Annotated in this window: 24 protein-coding genes; 11 read left to right on the top strand and 13 right to left on the bottom strand. The window is 65.2% G+C overall.

The genetic code is table 11. The features are described from left to right. Window positions 1-49 precede the first annotated feature (49 nt). The gene (locus EPL00_RS14265) at window positions 50-880 is read left to right on the top strand and encodes a plastocyanin/azurin family copper-binding protein (RefSeq protein WP_135853743.1); all 831 of its coding nucleotides are present in this window, start codon (window positions 50-52) and stop codon (window positions 878-880) included. A gap of 38 nt (window positions 881-918) precedes the next feature. Here the strand turns inward: EPL00_RS14265 and EPL00_RS14260 are convergent, their stop codons facing one another. Both EPL00_RS14260 and EPL00_RS14255 read right to left on the bottom strand, forming a co-directional pair. Beyond that, complete coding sequence (locus tag EPL00_RS14260) at window positions 919-2,169, bottom strand: tRNA (N(6)-L-threonylcarbamoyladenosine(37)-C(2))-methylthiotransferase (protein WP_135853744.1); 1,251 nt, start codon at window positions 2,167-2,169, stop codon at window positions 919-921. 102 nt (window positions 2,170-2,271) lie between these two features. Then, complete coding sequence (locus EPL00_RS14255) at window positions 2,272-2,490, bottom strand: hypothetical protein (protein WP_135853745.1); 219 nt, start codon at window positions 2,488-2,490, stop codon at window positions 2,272-2,274. Window positions 2,491-2,589: 99 nt separating this feature from the next. Between EPL00_RS14255 and EPL00_RS14250 the strand changes: the two genes are divergently transcribed. Then, window positions 2,590-3,594 (top strand): sodium:calcium antiporter, encoded by a 1,005-nt coding sequence (locus EPL00_RS14250; protein ID WP_238398209.1) that lies wholly within the window; start codon window positions 2,590-2,592, stop codon window positions 3,592-3,594. Window positions 3,595-4,045: 451 nt separating this feature from the next. Beyond that, window positions 4,046-4,816, top strand: a complete 771-nt coding sequence (locus tag EPL00_RS14245; protein WP_135853747.1) for a mechanosensitive ion channel family protein — start codon at window positions 4,046-4,048, stop codon at window positions 4,814-4,816. A gap of 161 nt (window positions 4,817-4,977) precedes the next feature. Here EPL00_RS14245 and deoC read toward each other — a convergent pair whose 3' ends face one another. The 3 genes from deoC to tmk all read right to left on the bottom strand — a co-directional run bounded on the left by deoC (window position 4,978) and on the right by tmk (window position 6,888). Further along, window positions 4,978-5,619, bottom strand: coding sequence for a deoxyribose-phosphate aldolase (gene deoC, locus EPL00_RS14240; protein WP_135853748.1), 642 nt, complete (start codon window positions 5,617-5,619; stop codon window positions 4,978-4,980). Window positions 5,620-5,811: 192 nt separating this feature from the next. Then, the gene (locus tag EPL00_RS14235) at window positions 5,812-6,264 is read right to left on the bottom strand and encodes a hypothetical protein (protein ID WP_135853749.1); all 453 of its coding nucleotides are present in this window, start codon (window positions 6,262-6,264) and stop codon (window positions 5,812-5,814) included. Window positions 6,265-6,294: 30 nt separating this feature from the next. Continuing rightward, complete coding sequence (gene tmk / locus EPL00_RS14230) at window positions 6,295-6,888, bottom strand: dTMP kinase (RefSeq protein ID WP_135853750.1); 594 nt, start codon at window positions 6,886-6,888, stop codon at window positions 6,295-6,297. A gap of 136 nt (window positions 6,889-7,024) precedes the next feature. On the opposite strand from tmk, the gene EPL00_RS14225 reads away from it, so the two are divergent. The 4 genes from EPL00_RS14225 (at window position 7,025) to cofC (ending at window position 11,143) form a co-directional block, all read left to right on the top strand. Beyond that, window positions 7,025-7,912 (top strand): complex I NDUFA9 subunit family protein, encoded by an 888-nt coding sequence (locus tag EPL00_RS14225; protein WP_135853751.1) that lies wholly within the window; start codon window positions 7,025-7,027, stop codon window positions 7,910-7,912. 311 nt (window positions 7,913-8,223) lie between these two features. Then, window positions 8,224-9,405, top strand: coding sequence for a tubulin/FtsZ family protein (locus tag EPL00_RS14220; RefSeq protein WP_135853752.1), 1,182 nt, complete (start codon window positions 8,224-8,226; stop codon window positions 9,403-9,405). Beyond that, complete coding sequence (locus EPL00_RS14215; RefSeq protein WP_135853753.1) at window positions 9,383-10,171, top strand: DUF4398 domain-containing protein; 789 nt, start codon at window positions 9,383-9,385, stop codon at window positions 10,169-10,171. Before EPL00_RS14220 ends, EPL00_RS14215 begins: the two co-directional genes overlap by 23 nt. Window positions 10,172-10,453: 282 nt before the next feature. After that, window positions 10,454-11,143 carry a 2-phospho-L-lactate guanylyltransferase gene (gene cofC / locus EPL00_RS14210; protein ID WP_135853754.1) on the top strand — a complete coding sequence of 230 codons (690 nt, stop codon included), beginning with the start codon at window positions 10,454-10,456 and terminating at the stop codon, window positions 11,141-11,143. 8 nt (window positions 11,144-11,151) lie between these two features. Here cofC and EPL00_RS14205 read toward each other — a convergent pair whose 3' ends face one another. Continuing rightward, window positions 11,152-11,943, bottom strand: a complete 792-nt coding sequence (locus EPL00_RS14205) for a TrmB family transcriptional regulator (RefSeq protein ID WP_135853755.1) — start codon at window positions 11,941-11,943, stop codon at window positions 11,152-11,154. A gap of 277 nt (window positions 11,944-12,220) precedes the next feature. Between EPL00_RS14205 and EPL00_RS14200 the strand changes: the two genes are divergently transcribed. The 3 genes from EPL00_RS14200 to cofG are packed head-to-tail and all read left to right on the top strand — an operon-like array spanning window position 12,221 to window position 15,268. After that, window positions 12,221-13,471, top strand: coding sequence for an ATP-binding protein (locus tag EPL00_RS14200; protein WP_135853756.1), 1,251 nt, complete (start codon window positions 12,221-12,223; stop codon window positions 13,469-13,471). A 5-nt stretch (window positions 13,472-13,476) separates the two neighbouring features. After that, entirely contained in the window at window positions 13,477-14,085 is a 609-nt protein-coding gene (locus EPL00_RS14195) for a hypothetical protein (RefSeq protein ID WP_135853757.1), read from the top strand. Window positions 14,086-14,140: 55 nt separating this feature from the next. Next, on the top strand, window positions 14,141-15,268 hold the full coding sequence (gene cofG, locus EPL00_RS14190; protein WP_135853758.1) for a 7,8-didemethyl-8-hydroxy-5-deazariboflavin synthase subunit CofG: 1,128 nt from the start codon (window positions 14,141-14,143) through the stop codon (window positions 15,266-15,268). A 27-nt stretch (window positions 15,269-15,295) separates the two neighbouring features. On the opposite strand, the gene EPL00_RS14185 is transcribed toward cofG, so the two are convergent. From EPL00_RS14185 to cofH, 5 genes are all read right to left on the bottom strand, one after another. Next, window positions 15,296-16,456, bottom strand: coding sequence for a hybrid sensor histidine kinase/response regulator (locus EPL00_RS14185; RefSeq protein ID WP_135853759.1), 1,161 nt, complete (start codon window positions 16,454-16,456; stop codon window positions 15,296-15,298). Beyond that, window positions 16,449-16,901, bottom strand: coding sequence for a response regulator (locus EPL00_RS14180; RefSeq protein WP_135853760.1), 453 nt, complete (start codon window positions 16,899-16,901; stop codon window positions 16,449-16,451). Before EPL00_RS14180 ends, EPL00_RS14185 begins: the two co-directional genes overlap by 8 nt. Beyond that, complete coding sequence (locus EPL00_RS14175; RefSeq protein ID WP_162224227.1) at window positions 16,894-18,345, bottom strand: sensor histidine kinase; 1,452 nt, start codon at window positions 18,343-18,345, stop codon at window positions 16,894-16,896. The genes EPL00_RS14180 and EPL00_RS14175 overlap by 8 nt, the downstream gene beginning before the upstream one ends. Window positions 18,346-18,425: 80 nt before the next feature. After that, window positions 18,426-18,983 (bottom strand): metal-dependent hydrolase, encoded by a 558-nt coding sequence (locus EPL00_RS14170; RefSeq protein ID WP_135853762.1) that lies wholly within the window; start codon window positions 18,981-18,983, stop codon window positions 18,426-18,428. 48 nt (window positions 18,984-19,031) lie between these two features. Then, window positions 19,032-20,423 carry a 7,8-didemethyl-8-hydroxy-5-deazariboflavin synthase subunit CofH gene (gene cofH, locus EPL00_RS14165; RefSeq protein ID WP_135853763.1) on the bottom strand — a complete coding sequence of 464 codons (1,392 nt, stop codon included), beginning with the start codon at window positions 20,421-20,423 and terminating at the stop codon, window positions 19,032-19,034. A 307-nt stretch (window positions 20,424-20,730) separates the two neighbouring features. On the opposite strand from cofH, the gene EPL00_RS14160 reads away from it, so the two are divergent. After that, the gene (locus tag EPL00_RS14160) at window positions 20,731-21,807 is read left to right on the top strand and encodes a phosphoribosylaminoimidazolesuccinocarboxamide synthase (RefSeq protein ID WP_135853764.1); all 1,077 of its coding nucleotides are present in this window, start codon (window positions 20,731-20,733) and stop codon (window positions 21,805-21,807) included. Between the two features lie 453 nt (window positions 21,808-22,260). On the opposite strand, the gene EPL00_RS14155 is transcribed toward EPL00_RS14160, so the two are convergent. Both EPL00_RS14155 and EPL00_RS14150 read right to left on the bottom strand, forming a co-directional pair. After that, on the bottom strand, window positions 22,261-23,679 hold the full coding sequence (locus tag EPL00_RS14155) for an arylsulfotransferase family protein (protein WP_135853765.1): 1,419 nt from the start codon (window positions 23,677-23,679) through the stop codon (window positions 22,261-22,263). Between the two features lie 119 nt (window positions 23,680-23,798). After that, window positions 23,799-24,797 (bottom strand): formyltetrahydrofolate deformylase, encoded by a 999-nt coding sequence (locus EPL00_RS14150; RefSeq protein ID WP_135853766.1) that lies wholly within the window; start codon window positions 24,795-24,797, stop codon window positions 23,799-23,801. Between the last annotated feature and the right edge of the window lie 45 nt (window positions 24,798-24,842).

Here is a 24,842-nt window from a genome sequence, read left to right as displayed (position 1 = left end):
CGCGCGCCATTGTTATGATTTTTGCCGAACAAGTTCGTGTGTGGTCCCTATGTCACGTAATCGCCGCCCCGACCGCCGAACCGTGCTGAAAACCAGCGGCGTGGTCCTCGCGACCGGCGCGCTCTCCGGGTGTCTCGCCGGAGGGCAGGGCAGTCCCGACGGTTCCGCGACCGACACCGAGGAGACCCCAACGCCGTCGGATTCGGCGACGACCGATTCCGAGACGACGACCGATTCGGACGGCTCGACCGCTACGGTGGAGGTGGGTCCCGGCGGAGAGTTCACCTTCGCGCCCTCCGGCGACCGGCCGCTCGTCGTCGCCCCCGGAACGACCGTCGAGTTCGTCTGGAAGTCCGACAACCACAACGTCGTCGTGGACGACCAACCGGACGACGCCGATTGGGAGGGAACGCCCGACGGCCCCGGAACCGTCTACGAGCGGGGCTACTCCCTGTCGCACACGTTCGAGGAGCCGGGGCGATACGCGTTCCACTGCGCGCCCCACGAGTCCATCGGCATGAGGGGCACCATATTCGTCACGCCCGAGGACGCGACCGCCGAGTTCGCCACGGCCGACGACCTCCCCGTGGAAGTCGGGCCGAACGACGAACTGACGTTCTCGCCCGGCACCGACCGGCCGCTGTCGGTGGCCACCGGGACCGAGGTACCGTTCGTCTGGAAGTCCGACGACCACAACGTCGTGGTCGAGAGCCAACCCGACGACGCCGACTGGGAAGGGACTGCGGGCGACGCCACGACCCTCTACGACGAGGGCCACGAGTACAGCCACACCTTCGAGACGGCCGGGACCTATCGGTTCTACTGTCAGGCCCACCGCTCGGCGGGCATGGTCGCCACTATCGTCGTCGAAGACGAGTAGCGTAGAACTCCGGAGACGGGCGTCCGCGCGGCGGCCCGTCAGACCGGTTCGCCGAACGCGTACACCGTCTGGTGGCCCGTGATTTCCACGTCCACGAAGTCACCGACCTCGACGCCGTGGTCGGGCGCGTTCTGGACGATGACCTGCCGGTAGGCTTCGTCGTAGCACTTCACGGAGTCGCCGGTTCCCTCCTCGACCGCCAGCACCTCGTGGGTCTCGCCGACCATCGCGTCGTAGGCCTCGGCGACGACCTCCATCTTCGCGTCGGTCATCTCCTTCGAGCGGTCCTTCTTGACCTGCCCGCCCAGTCCCTTCATGTCGGCGGCGTCGGTGCCGGGGCGCTTCGAGAATCTGGTGACGTTTATCTTCTCGGGGCGGGTCTCGCGCAGCAGCGCCATGCTCTGGGCGTGGTCTTCGTCCTCCTCGGTGGGGAAGCCGACGATGAAGTCGGTCGAGAGCGTCCAGTAGTCCAGATGCTCCTCGAAGGTCTCGACGATTTCGACGTACTCCTCGACTTGGTGCTGGCGGCGCATGTCGCCCAGCACGTCGTCGCTTCCGGACTGGACCGGCGCGTGGATGAAGTTGTACAGCTTCTCGTTCTCGGCGAAGACTTCGGCTAACTCGTCGCGGATGCCGTGGACGCCCTTCGGGTTCGCCATTCCGACCCGGACGCGGAAGTCGCCCTCGATGTCGCAGATGCGGTCCAGCAGTTCGTGTAGCTTGCGCTCGCCCTCGTCCCAGCCGTAGACGCCGGTGTCCTGTCCCGTGATTCGAATCTCCTTCGCCCCGGCGTGGACCAGCGCGCGGGCCTTCTCGACGTTCTCCTCGACGGGCGGTGAATCTATCTTCCCGGTCGCCTTCTTCGTGATGCAGTACGAGCAGTCGGACATACAGCCCCGAGCGATGGGCAGAATGCCGATAACGCCGTCCAACACGGGTTCGGCGTCCGGCGTCGTCGTCGGACACTCGCCGTTCGTGACCGCCTCGGGCACCTCGTCCCAGTGGAGTACGTCGGCGTCCACGCCCGCGTCGCGGAACTCCTCGCCCTGCGCCAAAGCCATGCAACCGGTGACGATGAGGTCGGCCGTCTCGTCCTCTAGCTCCTCGGCCCGCCGGAGCATGTTGCGCTCGGTCTTCTCGACGACCGTGCAGGTGTTGAGGATGGCCACGTCGGCTTGCTGGGCGCCCTCGACGCGGTGGTGGCCCGCGTCGCGGAGCCGCCGCTCTATCTGGCGGCTCTCGCCCCGGTTCGACGTGCAACCGTAGGTTTCGATGTGATACCGGGCCATTCGCTATGGAAGCGTTTCGACTACGCGGGCAAAAACGCGACGGATTGGCCCGCGGCCGCCCGCCGCATCGAGGCGTTCGCGGTCCGTGAACCGGTTCGCCAGCTACGACTCGCTGGCGTGCAACGCGAGTACCGCCACCAGACAGGGGAGAATCGCCGCGATCAGCCACGTCTGGGACTCGACCGGTTCGCCAGCGAGTACGCTCCCGCCAGCGTAGCCGACCGCGAGGAACGCCACCGCCACCGCGACCAGCGAGACGCCGGACGCGTCGTCGAACTCCCGTACCGCGCCAACTGCACCGCCGACCGGGATGTCTGACATATCACTCGATTGGCCGAACGAGGAGTTAACGTTTCTGGTCGCGTTCGTCGCCAGTCGGACTCCACAACCGACTTGTCCGCCGAGGTGCATCTCTCCGCCGTGTCCCTCGCGCTCTCGCTCGGCATCGCTGTCGTCTCGACCGCCGTCATCTGGAAGGGAAGCGTCTGGCTCGAGGAGGCCGCCGAGGAGTTAGCGGCCTACTACGGCCTGCCCGCCATCATCCAAGGCGCGGTCGTCGCCGCGGTCGGCTCTAGCTTCCCGGAGCTGTCGAGTACGGTCATCGCCACGTTCGTCCACGGCGACTTCGAACTCGGCGCGGCGGCCATCGTCGGTTCGGCGGTGTTCAATATCCTCGTCATTCCGGCCGTCTCGACGCTCGCTGGCACGGAGAACCTCGAAGCCGACCGGGCGGTCGTGTTCAAGGAGACGCAGTTCTACATGGTCTCGGTCGCGGCCACGCTGGTCGTGTTCTCCTTTGCGGTCATCTACTTCCCGAGTTCCGACGGGACGCTCAGCGGGACGCTCAATCGACCGCTCGCGCTCCTGCTGGTCGCGCTCTACGTCCTCTACGTCTTCATCCAGTACCTCGACACGCGAGACCTGCGCGAGGAGCGCACCGTGGACGCGAACCCGCTCCGCCTCTGGGCGACGCTCGCGGTGAGCCTCGTCGTCATCGTGGTCGGCGTCGAGGGACTGGTCGATGCCGTCCTCGAATTCGAGGAGATACTCGGCATCCCGAGCTTCTTCTGGGGGCTGACGGTCGTCGCCATCGTCACCAGCCTGCCCGACACGTTCGTCAGCGTGCGCTCCTCGCAGAAGGGCGAGGGCGTCACCAGCCTCGCGAACGTCCTCGGGAGCAACGTCTTCGACCTGTTGGTGGCGCTCCCCGCGGGCGTCCTCGTCGCAGGCGCGACCACGGTGAACTTCGGCGTCGCGGTCCCGATGATGGCCGCGCTGGTCGCCGCGACGGTCCTGTTCTTCGCGCTCGCTCGGACCGACCTCGAACTCACGCCCGGCGAGGCCTACGCGCTGTTGGTCGCCTACGCCGCGTTCGTCGGGTGGCTCCTGCTCGAAACCGCGGGCGTGACGACGCTCATCGGATGAGTCTCCTCGGGTCCGGCCCGCATTCTCTCGGTCTTTCGGCGTCGTAGAAAACGTCGATTTCACCTGCCCCAATCGAAACACGTTGGCCGGGACCGCCGACGGTCGCGGCGGCGCGGCACGCGGTCGGGTTTCGTTCCGGAGCGGAGACGAGTCAACCGGTCGTGGCTACGTCGGTCCGACCGCCGTCGCGTCGGTCAGTTTCCCGGCGGTCGCACGCTCACCGGTCGATTTATTCCGTCGAATTTTCAATCACGCGTTCGTTTCGTCTCGTTTCACGTCGCGTCTCGCCCGCCCGGCCGAATAGGCCGAAATCTTACACTAGCTCGCGACTACGGCGCTCAGGCTCTGAAAACCGACTCGCCCCGCCCGAGCGTCCGAAATCGGTATGCGGCCAAGAACAAACTACGCCGGGACCCTCGCTCTGACACCGGAGCGATTCCGGTGAGAACACATGAACGGACCAAACGTACTACTGCAAGCGGACGGCGGAGAACTGTTCGGAAACGTCCCCGACTGGCTCGGAAACGCCTTCTCGGAAATTATCGCGGCGCTCCCGAGACTCGTCGGCGCTATCGTCATCCTGCTCATCGGATGGGTCGTCGGGAAAGCCCTCGGGAAGGTCGTCGCTGGCGTCGCCGACAAGGCCGGACTCGACCGGAGCGCCCGCGGCACGCCCATCGGCCGGATGATGGGCGACTCACGCGACGCGCTGTCGAACTTCCTCGGGAAGGTCACCGCGTGGTTCGTCTACGCGCTGGCCGTCCTCGCGGCCGCGAACACGCTCGCCATCCCGATTCTCTCGGAGTGGATAGCGACCGCGGTGTCGTACCTCCCGGCGTTCGTCGCCGGACTGCTGGTCATCATCGGCGGGTTCATCGTCTCGGACTTCATCGGTGACGCCATCGAACGAACGCGCGCGGCCACCCAGACCGCCTACGCGAAGTACTTCGCCAACGGCGTCCGGATGTTCCTGTACTTCACCGCGGTCGTCATCGGTCTGGACACGATGGGCATCGACGTGGAACTGCTGTACATCTTCGCCCAAGCCCTCGCGTGGGGACTCGCCGCGGGCCTCGCGCTCGCCATCGGCGTCGGCTTCGGCTGGGGGAGTAAAGACTACATCGCCAACAACATGAACCGCTGGGCGGGCACCGCCCGGAGCGGCGCATCGAGCATGTCGTCCCAGCAAAGCCAAGGGTCGCCGTCGGGTGACGACGACTGAACGCCGCCCGGTCGCGGACACTCGGTCGTTGACACCCGGTCGCTGGCGCTCATAGGTATTATCGTAGAACTGCGGAGATTCACTACGCTGACTGCGGGTGCCGTCGCTCGATTACGCAGAGAATGGTCGCACGAATCTATAGCTTGCTACGATAATCCCTATCAGTAGTTGTTCCGGAAGTCTTCGACGATTTCGACGCCCGAACTCGCGCCGATGCGCTCGGCCCCCGCGTCGAACATCGCCTTCGCCTGCTCGTAGTTGCCGACGCCGCCGCTGGCTTTCACCGGCAGGTACTCGCTCATCAGTTCCACGTCCGCGACTTCGGCACCGCCGTCGGCGAACCCGGTCGAGGTCTTGACGAACGCCGCGTCGGCCTCCTCGGCGGCCTCGCAGGCGGCGTGTTTCTCGTCGTCGGTGAGCAGCGCCGTCTCGATGATGACCTTCACCGGAATCGGGACCGCGGCGACGACCTCCTCGATGTCCTCGCGAACCGTCTCGTGGTCTCCGGCCTTCAGACGGCCGACGTTGATGACCATATCCAACTCGTCCGCGCCGTCTTCGTAGGCGAGGACGGCCTCCTCGCGCTTGGCCGCGGTGGCGTGCTGACCGTGCGGGAAGCCGATTACCGTGGCGAGGGTCACGTCCGGTGCGTACTCGTCGGCCTCGGCGACGTAGCACGGCGGGATGCAGGCGTTCATGCCGTACTCCGCGGCCGCGTCGAGGAGTTCCTCCACGTCGGCGAGGGTCGTCTCCGGTCCGAGGACGGTGTGGTCTATCTTCGCGGCGAGTTCCGCGTCGTTCATGCTCGGGACGAGACGCCGTGACGGTAAAAAGGCGATTATCTGTGGAGTCTCGACTGTACTCGAACGAAGGGTGAAGAAGTCGATGTGAGGCGAGTCGAACCGGACTACTGCCGACTCCGGTCACGCCGCACAGCACCGCACCGCCGCCGCGCGCCGAGGAGCGTCCGAAATCCACCCAGAAACCCCGCCGAATTACTGTGACAGCACGATTCGGGCCAACACCAGCACCGTCAGCGTCGGCGCGACCGAGAGCCACCCGAGACCGCCCAGCACCGCCAGCAGTTCCCACGCGTAGAGGAGTCCCGGCCCGCCGACGAGGAACGCCGCGGCGACGAGGCCGACCGCCGCTCGCGCCCACGTCAGCGTCTCGGGACCCGCCGCGAGGACGACGGCGGCGTCCAGCGCGTCCGCGAGGACGACCGCGAGCAGAACCCACGAGACCCGGACCTTCGTCGGCCGCGAGACCTTCTCGGGCGGGTCGGGAATCGGAAAGACGAGGCGGATGCGCTCGGGAAGTCGCATCTCCGGGAGGACCACCGGCGGGAGCGAGAAGCGAAACCCCGTCTCGTCGTCGCGGTCGCGTCGGTCGCGGTCGCGTCGGCCGCGCTCGCTGGCTCGACTCCGACCGGCGTCCTCGTCTGCCATGGCGTGTGCTACGCCACCGAGGGTCAAAGGCTATTCGTCGCGCTCCGAGAGCAGGCGCTCTACCACGTCCACCGCCGAGTCGATGACCTCCTCGGGCGACCGGGAGGCGTCGATGCGGACGAACCGCTCGGGTTCGGCGTTGCGCAGTCGCTCGTAATTGGACTCGACCTGACTCAGGAACGCGGCCTGCTCGAACTTGTTGGTCGCGCCGCTCCGGGCCGCGCCCGTCTCGGGGTCCACGTCGAAGTACAGCGTCGCGTCCGGCGGCCGCGTCCACGGCTGGTGGACTCCTCGGATGTACTCCAGCGGGCGCTTGACCGCTCCCTCGATGCTGACGGCCTGATAGGCGTACCGCGAGTCCGAGTAGCGGTCGGAGACGACGACCTTCCCCTCGTCGAGCGCGGGCCGGACCGTCTCCGAGAGGTGGGCCGCGTGGTCGGCGGTGAAGAGGAACAACTCGGCTAGCGGGTCGGTATCGTCGTCCTCCATGGAGCGGTTGACCGCCTCGCCGTACCACGTGTCGGTCGGTTCGTGAGTGAAGACGAACTCGGGGAACTCCTCGCGCAGGACCTCCCAGACGGTCGTCTTGCCGCTCCCGTCGAGACCCTCCAAGGTGATAAGCATACTCGGTGGTGGTTTCGGCTCGGTATAAAGACCTGCGGGTCGGGACGCCGACGCCGCCGGTCGGGAGTCGGCGCGGAGTCCCGGAAACGCCCGTCGCGGCAGTTAGTTTTACTTTCCGACGGTACTTATCCCGGATATGAACATTCTCGTAGCGGGAGGAACCGGGTTCATCGGGACGAATCTCGTGGGCGAACTGGACGACGAGGGTCACGACGTGACCGCGCTGGCACGCGACCCCGAGGAGGCCGACCTTCCGCCGGGCGTCGAAGCGGTCCGGGGCGACGTGACCGCGTACGACTCCATCGAGGGCGCGTTCGAGGAGCAAGACGTGGTGATAAACCTCGTCGCGCTCTCGCCGCTGTTCAAGCCCTCGGGCGGCACCACCCACACCGAGGTCCACCTCGGCGGGACCCGGAACGTCGTGGAGGCTGCCGAGGAACACGGCGTCCGGAAGATAGTCCAGATGAGCGCGCTCGGCGCGGACGCCAACGCGACGACCGAGTACCTGCGCTCGAAGGGCCAAGCCGAGGAGGTCGTCGCGGACTCGGAACTGGCCGCGACCGTCTTCCGGCCTTCCGTCGTCTTCGGCGAGGGCGGGGAGTTCGTCTCGTTCACGAAGGTCCTGACGACGCCCTACGTCACGGCCCTGCCCGGCGGCGGTCGCACGCGCTTCCAACCGATTTGGGTCGGCGACCTCGCGCCGATGCTGGCCGCGAGCGTCGAGGAGACCCACGACGGAGAGACCTACGAAATCGGCGGCCCGGAGGTGCTGACGCTCGCGGACGTGACCCGCCTCGCCTACCGCGCGGAGGGCAAGTCCGTGACCGTCCTGCCCCTGCCGATGCCGCTCGCGCGCGTCGGCCTGACGATGGCCGACCCGGTGCCGTTCGTCCCGTTCGGGAGCGACCAGTACCGCTCGCTGAAGTTCGACAACACCGTCTCGCGCAACGACATCGACGCGTTCGGCGTCGAGGAGGCTGATTTGACGACGCTCGCGGAGTACCTCGGTATCGCCGGTCGGTAGTCCCGAGGGTTCGGGCCGGGGGTTTCGAGGCTTCGCCCGACGGTCTCGGCAGGCGTCGGAGAAACGCACGTCTGACACCGGGCAGACGGCCGTCAGACGTGGTTCGACTGGTTAGTTGAACCACATCTCCGATTCGGTATAAACTTAAAAGGACATGTTCGGGATTTGGTGGCGGTTCGAGCGACCGGTAAATGCCCGATTATCGTGGCGCGATTCGGTGTAACCCGCCATTTCCGGGTATCGTGGTGCGGACCAAAAGGATTATCACCCCTTCGTGGTTGTGTTTCTCCCAACGGAGCACGGTCCGGAAAATGAAGCTTGCAATGATTGGTTTCGGGCAGGCCGGTGGGAAAATCGTGGACAAGTTCCTGGAATACGACCAGCGAACTGGAAGCGACATCGTCCGGTCGGCGGTCGCAGTTAACTCTGCGAAGGCCGACCTGATGGGCCTCAGTGAGGTCCCCAAGGACAATCGCGTCCTCATTGGTCAATCCCGAGTGAAAGGTCACGGAGTCGGAGCGGACAACGAACTCGGCGCGGAAATCGCCGAGGAGGACATCGACGAGGTGCAGGGGGCCATCGACAACATCCCCGTCCACGAAGTCGACGCGTTCCTCATCGTCGCGGGGATGGGCGGCGGCACCGGGTCGGGCGGTGCCCCGGTGCTGGCCAAGCACCTCAAGCGCATCTACACCGAACCGGTGTACGGTCTCGGTATCCTGCCCGGTAGCGACGAGGGCGGCATCTACACCCTGAACGCCGCGCGGTCGTTCCAGACGTTCGTCCGCGAAGTGGACAATCTGATGGTGTTCGACAACGACGCGTGGCGACAGTCCGGCGAGTCCATCGAGGGCGGTTACGCCGAGATAAACGAGGAGATAGTCCGGCGGTTCGGCATCCTCTTCGGCGCGGGCGAAGTCACCGGCGACGACGAGGTGGCCGAAAGCGTCGTCGACTCCAGCGAGATCATCAACACGCTCGCTGGCGGCGGCGTCTCGACCATCGGCTACGCCGCCGAGGAGGTCGAGAACGAGCAGTCGTCTAGCGGTCTCCTCTCGCGGTTCACCGGCGGCGAGGAGGACACCCAGACCGACACCGCCAACACCACCAACCGCATCACCAGCCTCGTCCGGAAGGCGGCGCTCGGTCGCCTCACCCTGCCCTGCGAAATCGAGGGGACCGAACGCGCCCTCCTCGTGCTGAGCGGTCCGCCCCGGCATCTCAACCGGAAAGGCATAGAGCGCGGGCGGAAGTGGCTCGAAGAGCAGACCGGTTCGATGGAAGTCCGGGGCGGCGACTACCCCGTCGCCGACTCCCAGTACGTCGCCAGCGTCGTCCTCCTCTCGGGCGTGAACAACGTCCCGCGAATCAAGGAGCTACAGGAGGTCGCCATCGAGGCGCAGGACAACATCGACGAGATTCAGGAGGAGAGCGAGGAGAACTTGGAAGAACTCGTAGAGGACGACGACGATGAACTCGAACCACTGTTCTAAACTACTGGCGCTGTTGCTCGCCACCACGCTGGTCGTCTCGGCGGTCGGACCCGCCGCGGCGATGTCGGCGTCGGCCAGCGGCGCGCCCGACGAGAAGGAAGTCGGCACGGACGTGAACTCGACGTTCACCATCACCAAGCCGTTCAGCGAGTACGACACGTGGACGCTCAACGGCACGACCGAGCTACAGGACGTGACGTGGACCGTCCAACTGTTCGACCAAGGCGGGTCGAAGATAGACCAGAAGTCCTACGACGGCCAGTCGTTCGACCACGCCTTAGAGAAGAGCGACGCGTACGAGGTCAAGGTCGTCGTCAAGGGGACCGTGCCCGAAGTGTCGAACTTCACCTACGACCCCGCCCAGCAACTGACGCTGGCCGACCTGAACCAAGTCCGCGAGGGCGGCAGTAGCGACCCCATCGACTCGTGGAGCTTCCGGCCGTACACCGCGGATAGCCAAGAGGCCCGCGACGCCATCGACTCGGCTCGGGACGCCATCGACACCGCGGAGAGTTCCGGCGCGGGCGTCTCGGGCGCAGAGGACACGCTCGACAACGCCGTCTCGGCGTTCGACGCCGAGAACTTCGGCAACGCGGTGGACCTCGCCGACGAGGCCCAGTCGAAGGCCGAGAGTTCCCAGCAGTCGAGCCAACAGACCCAGATGCTACTGTACGGCGGCGCGGGACTCCTCGCGCTGGTCGTCATCGTGGGCGGTGCGCTCTGGTATCGCTCGAACCAACAGGACGACTACGACAAGCTTCGCTGACGCGAACTCGCTTTCGGACCGTCGTTCGCGTTCGACGGGGTGGTTTCGGGGGACTCGAAACCGTCGGCCCACCGGTCGCCGAGTGAACTGACGGCGGGCGTTCACCGACGAACGCCCGCTGTCCGAAAGCAATCGTCATCTTCGTTTTAGCAATCTGTAGCGACTCCTCGAACACATTCTTCCGTTCGAGCGGCGGGACCGGCGTCGTTCTGGCTCGGCGACGCCGCTCCGACCGCCATTCCGTAGCCTCTTAAGGAAGCGCGCGCGAGTTGGCAATCGAGCATGCGAGTCGTCGTCCCGTACGCCGCCGCGGAGCCGAAGACCCGGTTAGCCGACGCGCTGTCGCCCGCCGAGCGGTCGGCGTTCGCCGACGAGATGCTGGCCGATCTCCTCGCGGCGATTCGCGCGACCGGCCGCGACCCGGAACTGCTGGCCACCGAACCGGTCGAGACCGACGCGTCCGTGACCGTGGACCGGCGACCGCTCACCGAGGCGGTCAACGCCGTCCTCGCCGAGACCGACGGCCCGGTCGCGGTCGTGATGGCCGACCTCGCGCTGGCGACCCCCGACGCGCTCGCCCGACTCTTCGACGCCGAGGGCGCGGTCGTTCTCGCGCCGGGCCGGGGCGGCGGGACGAACGCGCTGGTGGCGCGCGACGACGACTTCCGGGTGGACTATCACGGCTCCTCGTATCTGGACCACCGTCGGGCCGCACGGGCGGTCGGCGCGGACCCGACGGTGGTGGACTCTCATCGGCTGGCGACCGACGTGGACGAGCGCGCGGACTTGGCCGAGATACTGATTCACGGCGGCAGCGCGCCCGGAAACACCGAGTCGGAGCGGGACAACGCCGAAACGGACCCTCGCCGGACGAGTCGCGCCCGGTCGTGGCTCCGGCGCGCCGGGTTCGACCTCGCGGCCGACGAGGGCCGGACGACCGTCGAGCGCGCCGACGAGTCCGCCCGGCGGTAATCGTCCGACTACTCGTAGATACCGCGTGCATTCATCAGCGTCACGAGGAGGTCGCTGACTCCCATCACGAGGCCGTGGTCCAACCCCCGCGCCCAGACCGCCGACTCGTTGGGGACGCCCGGCAGGTCGGTCCCGCGGAGCGAACTCAGCAGGACCGTCGAGCGGTCCACCATCAGGATGCGCCCGAGCGACCAGTCGTTGTCCGGGATGGTGTCCCACTCGATGATGTCGGCCTTGGGTACGCGCTCCTCGACCTGCTCGTGGGCGTCTCGCCCCGGCACGCCGACCACGACCGAGGCGTCGTCGGCCGCGCCGTCGAGTCGCCGCAGGACCTGCGTCTCGAACAGGCGCTCGTCAGTCCCGACGAGGATGACCTCGTCGTCGGCCTCGGCGACGATTTCGGTCGCGCGGCGCGTGACCTGCTCGTGGTCGGATATCTCCCACGACCCCGAGTGGCGGGTGTCGCCCGTGGTTTCGAGCGCGGTCAGGGTCTTCTCGGCAGTTTCGAGCCGCGACTCGTACTCCTCGCGGAGCGCCCGGACGGCGTCGTCCACGGGAATCGCCCGGAACTCGCGGGGGTCGGTCTCTTGGGCCTCCACCAACCCCTTCGCCTGTAGGTCCTCGACCGTGTTGTAGACGCGGGTGTACGGTACGTCGGCGATGCGACTCACGTCCTTGGCCGTCGCGCTCGGGACGCGAACGAGCGCGACGAAGCACCGCGACTGGTACTCGGTCAGACCGAGTTCCTGCAACGTCTCGGCGGCCCGTTTGCCGGGCAGGTCGTCTATCTCTCGGGCCATGAAGCGTCAGGTAAAGGGCCTCCGCTGGCCAAAAAGTTGCGATATCTCGTCACGGCGGGTTCTCCTCGGCGGACGCTTCGGGCCGGAGAGTCCGGAACTTCGATTCGAGACCGTCGGGAGGTGACATTACTTGTATCGAAGGATGCGGTTCATAAAAGGCCGGTTTACTTGTTCAGACAAAATGCGACTTTACGAAGACAGTGAAAAATCAGTTCGGCACATCTGAAGGCTATCGTTTTTATATCATGACGGCCAACCTTCGGGCGAGCGACTACCGATGACGGAACTCGAATACGTCGAGATTGAGGGGTTCAAGGGGTTGGAGTACGTCGAATTCGAGCCTACCGACATCAATCTGATTACTGGACGGAACAATACGGGGAAGACTTCGTTTTTGGAGGCTGTGGATTTGCTATTTACTCCCAAGAGAATAACCGATTTTGGGGACAATCTGGGCCATGTAATCAATAACAGGTACGAAACAGGTAACCTCGGTGCTGAAACAAGAGCGTCAGATATCGAAATCAGTCTCGAACATCCGTCCCCGTCTGAGGCGAGAAAGTATTTCTCAGAGGTGGTTTTGGAAAAAGTAGAGTACAATTTACAGTTCAACAGTCCTCCGTTCGACGATGCCGAAGAAACTGGTCTTAAAGACGAGATTGACGAGATAGTACAGCGGAGCGTAGAAAAGCAATTGACTCAAGAATCTATCGCTGAACTTCGAGAAGAGATACTGGTGCTTTCCATCTCTGGGAGCAAATTCCCTTATTTACTCGGCGGTGACCAGAGCAAGGCCATACTGAAGACTGCTTGGGAAGAAGTCCGTAAAAATCTCGGCCAGCGAGAAGAACTCGACTCCATTCTCGTAATCAGCAATGAAGCACTTGTTGGATATCTTGACTTCGGTTCTGAAGACGTAGAACTTGGACTCGAAACTGGAAAACTACACCTGGTCTCCCCTGAGAATCGCGGTTCGGTGACTTTTATCGAGTCTATCAACCTCGCAGAGGGTATCGAAAGGAAAGGCGACGACCGAGAGCCGATTAAAATAGACGACATCGGCGATTTTGTCAAAGAAAAAGGAATCGTGGACGACCTCAAGACGTTCACGCTCGAAAGCCTGATATTCGAAGACGAAAATGGAGAGAAAGAGCAGGTACCGTACGACTTCATGGGCGACGGTTTCAAGTCTATCGTCGGCCTTCTCTGGGAACTCATGGACGACGACGTGGAGAACGAAATCGTCCTCATCGAGGAACCGGAGACTCACATGCATCCCGGCTACGTCACTGAACTCGTCCACTTCCTCATCGACCTCGCCCGCGACGAAGACATCCAATTTTTCATCACTACACACGACCACGACTTCATCCGGGACTTCTTCACCGATATGCCCGAGGAGAAGCGCGACTACCTCGAAGACGAGTTCTCGCTCGTCAAGATGGACGACTTCGGCGCGGACGTTTCGACCTACGAGGAGGCCGAACACCAACTCAAAGACCTTCATTTAGATCTGCGAGGGATTTAGCGCCGATGTCGAAAATCGTCTTCAGCGAGGGTGAGCGCGACGTGCGTTTCATGCGTAAGTTCTTCGATAAGTATCACGATAATCCACGACTTGACGACCTCGTAATCGGAAACGTCTCGCGGGACGACCTTCCCCACAAAGAGTCCGACAAGATACGGTCGTTCTTGGGTGGGTGGAACGACCACAACCTCCTCGTCAAGTCTGAGAACGGGAAACCGAACCTCAAGACTGGATTCTCGGTCGTCATCCGCGACTTGGCGACGAAACCGGTCGAAAAGTACGTTCTCGTGGACCTCGATACGACCGAAATCGGCGACTTCGTGAGCGACATTCGAGAGCGCGTCCGACAGCGCCATCGAGGGGCGGGACTTCGAATCGGTGAGACGGAACGTCTCGGTCGGTGCCGCGAGATGGTTGCTCGGGAGGTCACGCTCGAAAACGAACGTGGTAACGACCCCCGAACCGGTTTCACGATTCTCGCGTTCCGCGACGACCTCGAAACGGCCGCAGGCATCGACAAGGACGAAGACGGCCCGGAAACACAGGCCCAGAAACTGGCGTCGTTGCTTGACGGCGGGTCGTTCGACAGACTGCTCCGGCGAACGCTTCTTTGAACCGCGCTGACGGAACTTCCAAACCCTTTTCCTCGCGGTAGCGTAGTTCCCGAGGATGGCTGGTGCCGAGATTCCGGGCGCAGACGAGTACGACATCGACCTCTCCATCTCCGACGAGGAGGTCGCGCGACTCCTCGAAGTCACCCCCGACGACGTGGACGCGGCGGACGAACTCACCTTCGCGAAGAACGTCTTCGTCCCGCTCACGACCGCGTGTCGGTACACCTGCACCTACTGCACCTACTTCGACCCGCCGGGCGAGGCCTCCCTGCTATCGCCCGAGGAGGTCCGGGACATCGTTCAAACTGGCGCGGACGCCGGGTGTACGGAGGCCCTGTTCACCTTCGGGGACGACCCCGACGACCGCTACGACCGGATTCACGCCCAACTCGCCGACTGGGGCCACGACTCCATCCACGAGTACCTCCGAGAGGTCTGTGAAATCGCGCTGGACGAGGGCCTGCTCCCCCACAGCAACCCCGGCGACCAGACCCGCGAGCAGATGGCGACGGTCGCGGACGCGAACGCCTCGATGGGCGTGATGCTCGAAACTACCGCCGACGTGGACGCCCACGCCGGGCCGCGCGTGAAGAACCCCGGCCAGCGCCTCAACACCATCCGCAATGCGGGCGAGTTGGGCGTGCCGTTCACCACCGGCCTCCTCGTGGGAATCGGCGAGGAGTGGCGCGACCGGGCCGAGAGCCTGCTGGCAATCCGGGAGTTGCACGAGCGGTACGGCCACGTCCAAGAGGTCATCGTCCAGAACGTCGTCCCGAACGAGCGGTCGTCGTACGAGCAACCCTCCGTCGAGACGATGCGCCGGGTCGTGGCGATGGCCCGCGACTGTCTCCCCGACGAGGTGTCGGTGCAGGTCCCGCCCAACCTCTCGCCGACCCGCGAGTTGCTGGACTGCGGCGTGGACGACTTGGGCGGCGTCTCGCCCGTGACCGACGACCACATCAATCCCGAGTACGAGTGGCCCGCCCTGCGGGAGTTAGAGGACATCGCCGACGAGGCCGGGGTGCCCCTCCGCGAGCGACTGCCGGTGTATCGGCGCTACCTTCCGGCGGCGTCGGGTGGCGAAGACCGCGACGTGAGACGCGACGAGTGGGTCTCCGGGACGATTCGGGACGCTATCGCGGCCGACGACGAGGCGGGCGAGCGGTATCGAAATCTCCTCTGAAAACTGCGGTGCGACCGCGCTCGCCGCCTACAGCGCGACCAACTCGACCACGAACACCGCGCCGCGGGGGTCGTTGTCCTCGACGCGAACCGACCCGCCGTACTGCTCGACCAGCGTGTCCACCAGATAGAGACCGATGCCGGTGCCGGAACTGTCGATGCCCTGCTCTCCTCGGCCGAAGATTTCGTCGCGGCGGTCGGGCGCGATGCCCGGCCCGTCGTCCGCGATTCGAATCTCGACGCGCTCGTCGCCGACCTCGACGCCGACCTCGACTCGCGGGTCGTCGGTGTCGTTGTGCTGGACCGCGTTGTTCAACAGGTTGCTGAACACCGACGAGAGCATGTTGTTCGCCCGGACCGACACGCTCGGAATCTCGCCGTCCACGGCGAAGGTCGCGCCCTCGTGAGAGGTCCGGGCCTTCCGGAGTTCGGATTCGAGCATCCGGCCCGCGTCCACCGGTTCGAGGTCGGGGTCCTGCTCGCCGGTGATGGTCTCCAGCAGGGTCGAGACGGTCTCGGTGAGTTCCACGACGTGTTCGCTGTTCTCCAACATCCGGTCGAGGAGCGTCGCGTGGTCGCCCTCCTCGACCCTGTCGCGCAGGAGTTCGGCGGTCCCGCAGACGACGTTCATGTCGTTGCGGATGTCGTGTTCGAGAATCTGGTTCAGGATGGCCAACTGCTCGTTTCGCCGGGCGAGTTCGCGCTCGTTCTTCTTGCGCTCCATCGCGTAGCGCATCGTCCGGACGAGGAGTTCGCCGTCTATCTCGCCCTTGACGAGGTAGTCCTGCGCGCCGCGCTGGACCGCTTCGACCCCGAACTCCCGGTCGTTGAGGCCGGTCAGCAGGACGATGGGCACCTCGCGGGTCTGGTCGAGGACCGCGTCGAGGGTCCCCTTGCCGCTGCTGTCGGGGAGCATCAGGTCAAGCAGAACGATGTCGATGGGCTCGGCGGCGAGTCGGTCCAGTCCGTCTTCGAGACAGTCCTCCCGGACGAGCGAGACGTTGGGGAAACTGCTGCTGTCGTCGAGCATGTTGCTCTTCATCTGAATCATCTCCTCGATGAGGCGGGCGTCGCCGTCGTTGTCCTCCACGAGGAGAATCGTCGTCTCGTCGGGCGCGTCGCTCGACGCCTCGTCGTCGGCGTGGTCGCCGACCGTCTCGGCGGTCCCGTCGGGCGATTGCTCACTCATCGTTGGGCGGGAGTTTGACGATGGACAGCCAGAACTGCTCTAAGTTCTGTGCCACCTCGATGAACTGGTCGATGTCCACGGGCTTGGTGATGTAGGCGTTGGCGTGGAGTTCGTAGCTCCGGGCGATGTCCTCCTCGGCCTCGGAACTGGTCAGCACGACCACCGGGATGCGCCGGAGTTCCCGGTCCTCGTCTATCTCCTTCAGCACCTCCGTGCCGTCCTTCCGGGGCAGATTGAGGTCCAGCAACACGAGGTCCGGTTGCGGGGTGTCGGCGTACTCACCCTCGCATTCGAGGAACTTCATCGCCTCCACCCCGTCGCCGACGACGTGGAGGTTGTTCAGCACGTCGCCGCGTTCCAGCGCCTCCTCGGTCAGTCGCACGTCGCCGGGGTTGTCCTCGACCAGCAGAATCTCTATCGGCTCGCCCGCGAAACCCTCAGTCATCCGCGACACCTCCCGCGGGGAGCGAGAAGTAGAAGGTCGAACCCTCACCGACTTCGGACTCGACCCACACGTCGCCCTCGTGGCGGTCCACTATCTTCTGGCACATCGCCAGTCCGATGCCGGTGCCCGAGTACTCGTCTTTGCCGTGGAGTCGCCCGAAGATGCGGAACACCTCGTCGAGTTGGTCCTCGGGAATCCCGATACCGTTGTCGCTGACCCCGAAGACGTACTCGTCGCCGTCGCGCTCGGCGCTGACGTGGACGCGGGGCGACCCCTCGTCGCAGTACTTGATGGCGTTGCTCACGAAGTTCTGGAGCAACATCACCATCTGGCTCTCGTCACAGACCACGGTCGGAAGCGAGTCGCGGGTTATCTCGGCGTCGCTCTCGGCGATGGCGACTTGGAGGTTGTCGCGGGCCTGCTCGAAGACCGCCTCGAAGTCGGTCTCCTCGAAGTCGCCTCCTCGGGTGTCCACCCGCGAGTACTGGAGGAGGTCGTTTATCATCTGTTTCATCCGGTCGGCTCCGTCCACGGCGTACTCGATGAACTCCTGCGCGTCGTCGTCTAACTCGTCGGCGTACTGGCGTTCGAGCAGTTGCATGTAGCTCGACACCATCCGAAGGGGTTCCTGTAGGTCGTGAGAAGCGACGTAGGCGAACTGCTCCAACTGGGCGTTGGACTCCTCTAACTTCTCGACGGTCTCTTTCAGCTCTATCTCGGTCTCCTTGCGGTCGGTGATGTCCCGAGCGATGACCTGAAACGTCTCGCGCTCGCCGGGCAGGTCCACCGGGACGAAGACGTTGTGGAAGTACTGGCCGTCGTAGCCGTCCTCGAACCGTCGGGTCTCGCCGGTCTCGATGACCTCCCGACCGACTTCGAGGCGTTCGGCCGCTATCTCCTCGGGCATCAGGTCGAACAGCGACGTGCCGGTCAGCGCGCCCGGCGTCGCGTCGAAGGAGTCGGCCATCGCCTCGTTGGTCATGACGAACTCCCCGTCGGCGTTCACCTGCGCGATGAGGTCCGGGGAGTTGTCCACCAGCAACTCGTACTTCCTCTCGGTCCGGCGTTGCTCGACGGCGTTGTCTATCTGGTTCGCCAGTTTCTCGAACTGCTGGTCGCCCTCGTCCTTCTGGAAGTAGTGGGTGACGCCCGCCGCGACCGCCTCGCTGGCCACCGTCTCGCTCCCGGTCCCGGTCAGGAGGATGAACGGTTGCTCGAAGCCGCGCTCGCGGGCCGCCTCCAGAAACTCGATGCCGTCGAGTTCCGGCATCTGGTAGTCCGTCACCACGCAATCGACTTCCGACGTTTCGAGGAGGTCGAGTCCCTCGCGGGCGTCGTTGCCCGTCAGCGTCTCCATGTCGTAGTCCGTCGCGAGGGTGTCGGCGACGAGTTGCGCGTAGAAGTTGCTGTCGTCTACGACCAACACCCTGATAGCGGTGTCCATGTGTGTCGTCCAATCCCACCTGATGTCATAAATGTGATGAAGTAGCCGCCGTTCGTTTCGCCCGAACTGTCGGCGGATTTTCATCGCAGGAATCGGGTCTCAACGTCCGGCAGACGTTTCCTGACCGCGACGTACACGACCGACACCGCGAGGCCGAGGACCGTCAGCGCGCGAATCGTGCCGTCGAAGACTAACAGGCCCGGCAACGAGAGGAGTCCCGCCAACAGGAGGTCCTCGGGCGCGCCGTCGTAGCGAATCCAGCGCCGCGGCGGCGTCCACCGACCCGCGGGGTGGACGTAGACGCCCCGGTCGTCGGTGGCCTCCCACGGCCGGAGTTCGAGGCCGCCGCCCGCCGCGTCGGTCACGCAGTGGAGCGCGGCCGACAGCAGGAAGAACGCCACCGCAATCGTCCACGTCGTCGGAGCGACGAGCGCGACGCCGCCCGCCGCGAGTCCGGCGACGCCGTAGTACACCGGAAAGTGGAGCGTCCGGCGGTGCTGGCCCGACAGCAGGTCGAGGTCCGGGAAGACGCCCCCGGCGAGTCCGGCCAGCGCGGCCGCGGGCGCGAACTCGGGCGCGACGACCGCGAGCGGGGCCGCCAGCGTGACCCCCATCGCGGCGTGAGTCGTGTTCATCATGGTCGGACTCCTCGCGTCGGTCTCGTTGCCGTCACGCTCTCGTTCCCCTCAGTCGTCCGCGACCGTCTCGGTCGTAGTGGGGCGGTCGTCGTCCGACACCAGCGGCGTCCCGTCGGCGGCCGGACCCAACTCCGGACCGAACGGCGGGTCCTCGGGGTCTATCTCCCGCCGCTGGCGGTAGTCGGTCGAACGCTCCACGGGCGTCCGACCGACGGCGGTTATCATCTCGACGTACTCCGCGAACGACCGGGCCTCGCCGAACTCGCCGCCCGCGCGCTTCGTGATTTCTTCCGAGAGAATCGTGCCCATGAAGTCGTTCGCGCCGCAGGAGAGCATCTTGAGTCCCTGCTCGTCGCCGTACTTGACCCACGACGACTGGATGTTCTCGATGTTGTCGAGGAAGAGTCTGGAGACCGCTATCATCAGTTCGTCCTCGTGGGTCGTCGCGCCCGAGTCGATAATCCCGCGCTCGGCGAGGGGCGTGTTCGGGTGGACGAACGACAATGGCACGAACTCGGTGATGTTGTCGGTCCGGTCCTGTAGGTCTCGGATGCGTTTCAGGTGCATCACGCGATGGGCCTCGTTCTCGACGTGACCGTACATTATGGTCGCGGTCGTGTCGAGACCGACCGCCGCGGCGGCCTCCATCGCCTCGACCCACTCGTCGCTCCCGATTTTGCCGGGGCAGATGACCGACCGCACCTCGTCCACCAGAATCTCGGCCGCGGTGCCCGGCACGCTGTCGAGTCCGGCGTCCTTGAGGCGGCGGTACACTTCTTCGTACGACCAGTCGGTGCCTCGTCTGGCGTGGTAGGCCTCCTCGGGCGTCATCGAGTGGAGGTGGATTCCCTCGACGTTCATCGCCTCCATCTGCTCGACGTAGGTGCCGGGGTCGGTCTCGTACGCCTCGGGGGACTTGTAGTTCAGGTCGCCCCTGTCGCTCGATTCGAGGCGTTCGAGATGTTCGTCGTCCAGCGCGAGACCGGGGTGCAATCCGCTGACCGACGTGACCTCGTAGATGCCGGTTTCGCGGGCCAGCTCCACGATTTCGCGCGACTCGGCGGGCGTCTTGGTGAACCCGCCGTGTTCCTCGTCGGCGTTCTCCTCGAAGTTCTGGGCGGTGTTCTTGAAGTTGCAGAACAGACAGCCGGTGTTGCACGCGGTCGTGACGTTGTTGTTCAGGTTGGCGACGAACGTGACCTCGTCGCCGACCTCCTCGGCCCGGCGTCGGTCGGCCGCCTCCAGTACCTCCTCTTTGCGCGCGAGGTCGATGCCCTCCCGGTCGGTACCGGTGGTCATGAGTTCGATGCCGTCGGCGACCGTCAGGCGCTCGCCGTCGCTGGCCTTCGCCAGTGCGTTCTCGAACGACTGGTCGGTCTCGGGCACGTACTGGAAGTCGAACTCTCCTCGCGGAACGTTCGTCCGGGCCGCGTCTACCATCACGCGCTACGAGGGTTGCGAGTGGTAAAAACTGACGGGTTACGGCAGAGCGGTTGGTCTCGGCGTCCGAACGTCGTCTCGCCGTCGAAGGAGCGACGGCCCGCGACCGGCGACGACGTACCCGACGAACCAATGCGCGAAGATGCACAATTCCGGCGTCGAAGTGTCGGAAAGTACGCACGGGAATGGAAACGCCTTAGTCCGGTCGCGGCCACCCCTCGCACATGACGGACAGCGACGGGGACGGCGAGACAGGGGCGAGCGATTCAGGGACCGCGAGTCGAGCGTCGAGCGCGAGGTGGTTACGGTGACCAGCGTCAAGGAGTTCCGCGTCGAGCGCGAACCGACCGCGACGACGCTCGGGCGCGGGTCGTTCGTCTTCACCGACGACTACTCGGTGTTCGACTGGGGGAAGATGCCCGACGAGATTCCGGACAAGGGCGCGAGTCTCTGCGCGATGGGCGCGTTCAACTTCGAGTTGCTGGAAGACGAAGGCGTCCCGACCCACTACCGAGGAGTCGTAAATAGCGAGGCGCGTCGCGCCTCGGACAGTCGAGCGGCGGAGCCGCGAGACGACTCCGACACCGGCGAGGTCGTCCCCCTCGCCGAGGCCGACGCTCCGCCGACGGAGATGGCCATCGAGTTGACCCAAGTCCCCGACCTGCCCCACGAGGGCCGGGACTACGACTACGACGCCTACCACGACGAGGCGGGCGACAACTACCTGATTCCGCTCGAAGTCGTCTTCCGGAACAGCGTCCCCGTGGGGTCGAGCCTCCGGCGGCGCACCGACCCCGCCGACCACGGCCTCGACTTCGAGGAGTGGCCCGAGGGCGTCGTCCAGTTGGAGGAGCCAATCGTGGAGTTCTCCACGAAGTACGAGGAGGGCGACCGCTATCTCACCCGGCGGGAGGCCGACCGCATCGCGGGACTGGCCGACATCGAGGAACTCGAATCGGTCGCCCGCGAGGTCAACCGCGTCGTGACCGAGCGGGCCGCCGAGGCCGAACTGGTCCACGAGGACGGCAAAATCGAGTGTTGCTACTTCGACGGCGAGGTCCGGGTCGCCGACGTGGTGGGCACCTTCGACGAGAACCGCTTCACCTTCCACGGCCAGCAAGTCAGCAAGGAGTTCGTCCGCCAGTACCACAAGCGCACCCAACCCGAGTGGGTCGAGGCTGTCGAGGCGGCCAAACAGGAGGCGAAGGCACGGAACGTGGCCGACTGGAAATCGCTCTGCGAGGCGTCGCCCGAACCGCTGGACGGCGAGGTCGTCGCGGCCGCGCGGGACCTCTACGCCGCGGGGACCAACGCCTACGTCGGCCGCGAACTGTTCGACGCTCCGGCGCTAGAGGACGCGGTTGCCGTCGTCCGGAATCTCTGAACAGTTCTGTTCTACTCCAGCGCGATTGCGTGAATTTCTTCCCGGCGCGCGCTGGCGCGACCTCGTGTCGCGCCAACCGTGCGAGGGACGAGTAGCGCAGTGAAACGAGCAACGCAGTCGGTTGGGGAGGACGAGGTGGCGGTGCGGATGCAGTGCGGTATGATAGGAGTCGGCAGTAGCTAGCTCCGTTACAACCTCAATCAGGTACACGCTAGCTACTGCCGACTCCAAGGAGTCACCGCAAAACCGCACAGCACCGCCACCTCGTCCTCCCCAGCCTCCTGCGGTCCTCACACCGGAAGACGTTCCTGCTCGCTTCGCTGCGCGGGCTGCGACTTCCGTGCCTGCGTTCGCGTCCGCTCACGCAGACTCCGTTGCGGTCCTCGTCCCTCGCGCGCGTTGCTCGCGCACGCCGAGAATCAAAAACGAAAACTCAGTCCGGAAATTCATCGACTACTTTCGCCGCGAGAGCGACACCGGTTTGTGGACCGACGCGCTCCACGACGACCAGTAGGCCTCGCAGACCAGCCACACCAGCAGAGTCAGCACGATTGCCCCGAGCGCCAGCACCTCCGGGCCGCCCATCCAGACCGGCGTGACGTACATCAGTCCGTTCGCGGTCCGGCCGGGCAGGAGACCCCGAACGACCGCCCACGCCCTGTCGAGGAGACCGGTCTCCTCGCGGTCGGCCACGACCTGCCCGCCGGACTCGCCCGCACTTCCCTCGCCGTTTCCGTCACCGCCGCCGGACGCCTCCCCGAGGTTCGCCTCCGCCGCGGAGGGACCGCCCGAACTCTCGTCGCCGGTGTTCAGGCGCTCGGACTCGTAGGGGAACGCCACGTCCACGCTCCAGACGACCTCGCCCTCCTCGTTGATTTCGAAGACGCGGTTGCCGTTCGAGTCGGTGATGAGCGTGTGGCCGTTTGGCATGCGGTCGGCGTCGCGGGGCCACTGCATCCGGGCGTCCTGCCACGTCCACGAGCGGACCCACTCGCCCTCCTCGCGCTGGTACTCCACGACGCGGTTGTTCTCCGAGTCGCCGACGAGGACCGCCGGGCCGCCGTTCGAGGAGTTGATGTAGTCGGGATTGTGCTGTTCGTAGATGATGTCGTGTGCGCCGTCCTCGCCGAGTGTACGGTTCTCGACGAGACCGGTCTCGCGGTCCAAGAAGACCACTTGGTCCTGATTGCGCAGGCTGGCCATGATGGTGCCGTCCGCGAGGACTTCCACGTCGTTGAGGTGGGTCCAGTCCTCGGGATACGGACCTCCGCTGGCAGTCGAGTAGTCGCTCTGGGCGTCCCACTCCCACTCTATCAGGCCGCTGGTCGTGTTGACGACGTACACGCGGTCCTGCGCGATGTCGGCGATAGCGATGCTGTCCTCGTCCACTCGGTCCGCGTCGTGCCACCGCGTCGAGTGCTTGCCCGGCGTAATTCGCCCGTAGAGGCGCGTCACCTCGCCCGTGGTGAGGTTGACGCGCTCGACCACGTTCCGCGTACACGGTTCGGTCGCGTGACACTCCGAGGCGTTGAGGTGGTCGGCGGCGACGTACTCGACTGTCGTCTCCGTGCCTTTCACCGGGTCCACGTCCCAGTACCGGGTGTGCGTGTCGTTGTAGTACATCACGCTCCCGTCGGGCGCGAACGCGACGAGTTCGGCGCGCGCTCGCGGCCCGTCTCCGGCCTTCCCCATCCACGTGTTCGAGTCGGTGGCGACCACGGTGATTCCGTCGCGCGGGGCCGCGTCGAACGTCGGTCGCCCGTCCGCGGACGACGACGAGGCTTCCGCGGACATGTAGCCGGAGGCGACCACGAACGAGGAGGCGACGACGATACCGACGAACAACACCCTAACGGCATCCCGAAAACGCATCGACTCGGAGTTGACGACGAACCGTCTTTGTTATCCACCGACTAAGCGCGCGCATCGTCGCGTTACCGGCCGGAGAATCGAAGGACGGAACCGGAAAGAAACGCCGAGTCAGGTCTCGGTCAGTCGTCGGACCGGGGTGGCGCGACCGGTCGCTCGTCGGTCGGTTCGTCGGGGGTCGCCCGGTCGAGTTCGGCGGGCATCCCGAGTTGGTAGGCGTCGGCGTCGCGCTCGCCGTCCGCTTCGTTCTCCGCCGTCGCTACCTCCGCGGCGTCGTCCCGGAGTTCGGTCCGACCCCGGTGGACGCTCACGTCGTCGTTGAGGTGGAGCCGAACCGCTTCGAGGAGAACGTCGGCTTCGAGGGGTTGCCCCCGCTCTTTCAGCGTCTCGACGCTCGCGCCGTCGGGCACGTTGAACGCGCGCTGAGCCACGATGGGACCTTGGTCCAAGTCGGTCGTGACGTAGTGGGCGGTCACGCCCGCCAGTCGGACGCCCGCCTCCTTGGCCTGCCGGTAGGCCTTCGCGCCGGGGAACGCGGGGAGGAGACTCGGGTGAACGTTGACGATGCGGCCCTCGTAGCGGAAGACCACGTTCGGCCCGAGGATGCGCATGTAGCGGGCCAGCACCACGAGGTCGGTGTCGTACTCCCCGAGCAGGTCGAGGAGTTCGTCCTCGTCGGCGTTGCCCTGCTCGTCGCCGATGTCGTGGAACGGGATGCCGTACTCGGTGGCGACCGGTTGGAGGTCCGGGTGGTTCCCGATGACGACCGAGATTTCGGCGTCCAACTCGTCTTCGGCCTCGCAGAGCTGTTCGAGACAGTGGCTCTCTTTCGTGACCAGCACCGCGATGCGCTTGGTCTCGCGGTCGTCGGGGAATCGGACGCGCACGTCCACCCCGAGGTCGTCGCCGAGTTCGTCGAGGTCCGCGCGAAGCTCCTCGCGAGTCCCCGCCATCCCGGTGGCATCGACGTGCATCGTCATCCGGAAGAGGTCGTCGCGGACCGCTTGGTCCAAGTCCTCGATGTTGATTCCGCGCTCGAACAGCAAGGTCGTAACGCGGGCGACCAGTCCGGTGTCGTCGTCGCCGACGACGGTGATTTCGGTCAGTTCGCTCCGGGTCATCGGACCACCTGCTCGGGGGACATAGATGCAGGTATCGACGGGACT

This window comes from Halorussus salinus, from assembly GCF_004765815.2.
Classification (GTDB): Archaea; Halobacteriota; Halobacteria; order Halobacteriales; family Haladaptataceae; genus Halorussus; species Halorussus salinus.
The sequence above is the reverse complement of the archived record's forward strand: the minus strand, read 5'-3'. Positions and strand labels throughout refer to the sequence as shown.

Excerpts from the sequence above, each read along its gene's own strand:
- EPL00_RS14265 (WP_135853743.1), top strand. The coding sequence starts at position 50 with ATGTCACGTAATCGCCGCCCCGACCGCCGAACCGTGCTGAAAACCAGC.
- EPL00_RS14260 (WP_135853744.1), bottom strand. The coding sequence starts at position 2,169 with ATGGCCCGGTATCACATCGAAACCTACGGTTGCACGTCGAACCGGGGC.
- EPL00_RS14255 (WP_135853745.1), bottom strand. The coding sequence starts at position 2,490 with ATGTCAGACATCCCGGTCGGCGGTGCAGTTGGCGCGGTACGGGAGTTC.
- EPL00_RS14245 (WP_135853747.1), top strand. The coding sequence starts at position 4,046 with ATGAACGGACCAAACGTACTACTGCAAGCGGACGGCGGAGAACTGTTC.
- deoC (WP_135853748.1), bottom strand. The coding sequence starts at position 5,619 with ATGAACGACGCGGAACTCGCCGCGAAGATAGACCACACCGTCCTCGGA.
- EPL00_RS14235 (WP_135853749.1), bottom strand. The coding sequence starts at position 6,264 with ATGGCAGACGAGGACGCCGGTCGGAGTCGAGCCAGCGAGCGCGGCCGA.
- tmk (WP_135853750.1), bottom strand. The coding sequence starts at position 6,888 with ATGCTTATCACCTTGGAGGGTCTCGACGGGAGCGGCAAGACGACCGTC.
- EPL00_RS14225 (WP_135853751.1), top strand. The coding sequence starts at position 7,025 with ATGAACATTCTCGTAGCGGGAGGAACCGGGTTCATCGGGACGAATCTC.
- EPL00_RS14220 (WP_135853752.1), top strand. The coding sequence starts at position 8,224 with ATGAAGCTTGCAATGATTGGTTTCGGGCAGGCCGGTGGGAAAATCGTG.
- EPL00_RS14215 (WP_135853753.1), top strand. The coding sequence starts at position 9,383 with ATGAACTCGAACCACTGTTCTAAACTACTGGCGCTGTTGCTCGCCACC.
- cofC (WP_135853754.1), top strand. The coding sequence starts at position 10,454 with ATGCGAGTCGTCGTCCCGTACGCCGCCGCGGAGCCGAAGACCCGGTTA.
- EPL00_RS14205 (WP_135853755.1), bottom strand. The coding sequence starts at position 11,943 with ATGGCCCGAGAGATAGACGACCTGCCCGGCAAACGGGCCGCCGAGACG.
- EPL00_RS14200 (WP_135853756.1), top strand. The coding sequence starts at position 12,221 with ATGACGGAACTCGAATACGTCGAGATTGAGGGGTTCAAGGGGTTGGAG.
- EPL00_RS14195 (WP_135853757.1), top strand. The coding sequence starts at position 13,477 with ATGTCGAAAATCGTCTTCAGCGAGGGTGAGCGCGACGTGCGTTTCATG.
- cofG (WP_135853758.1), top strand. The coding sequence starts at position 14,141 with ATGGCTGGTGCCGAGATTCCGGGCGCAGACGAGTACGACATCGACCTC.
- EPL00_RS14185 (WP_135853759.1), bottom strand. The coding sequence starts at position 16,456 with ATGAGTGAGCAATCGCCCGACGGGACCGCCGAGACGGTCGGCGACCAC.
- EPL00_RS14180 (WP_135853760.1), bottom strand. The coding sequence starts at position 16,901 with ATGACTGAGGGTTTCGCGGGCGAGCCGATAGAGATTCTGCTGGTCGAG.
- EPL00_RS14175 (WP_162224227.1), bottom strand. The coding sequence starts at position 18,345 with ATGGACACCGCTATCAGGGTGTTGGTCGTAGACGACAGCAACTTCTAC.
- EPL00_RS14170 (WP_135853762.1), bottom strand. The coding sequence starts at position 18,983 with ATGATGAACACGACTCACGCCGCGATGGGGGTCACGCTGGCGGCCCCG.
- cofH (WP_135853763.1), bottom strand. The coding sequence starts at position 20,423 with ATGGTAGACGCGGCCCGGACGAACGTTCCGCGAGGAGAGTTCGACTTC.
- EPL00_RS14155 (WP_135853765.1), bottom strand. The coding sequence starts at position 23,679 with ATGCGTTTTCGGGATGCCGTTAGGGTGTTGTTCGTCGGTATCGTCGTC.
- EPL00_RS14150 (WP_135853766.1), bottom strand. The coding sequence starts at position 24,797 with ATGACCCGGAGCGAACTGACCGAAATCACCGTCGTCGGCGACGACGAC.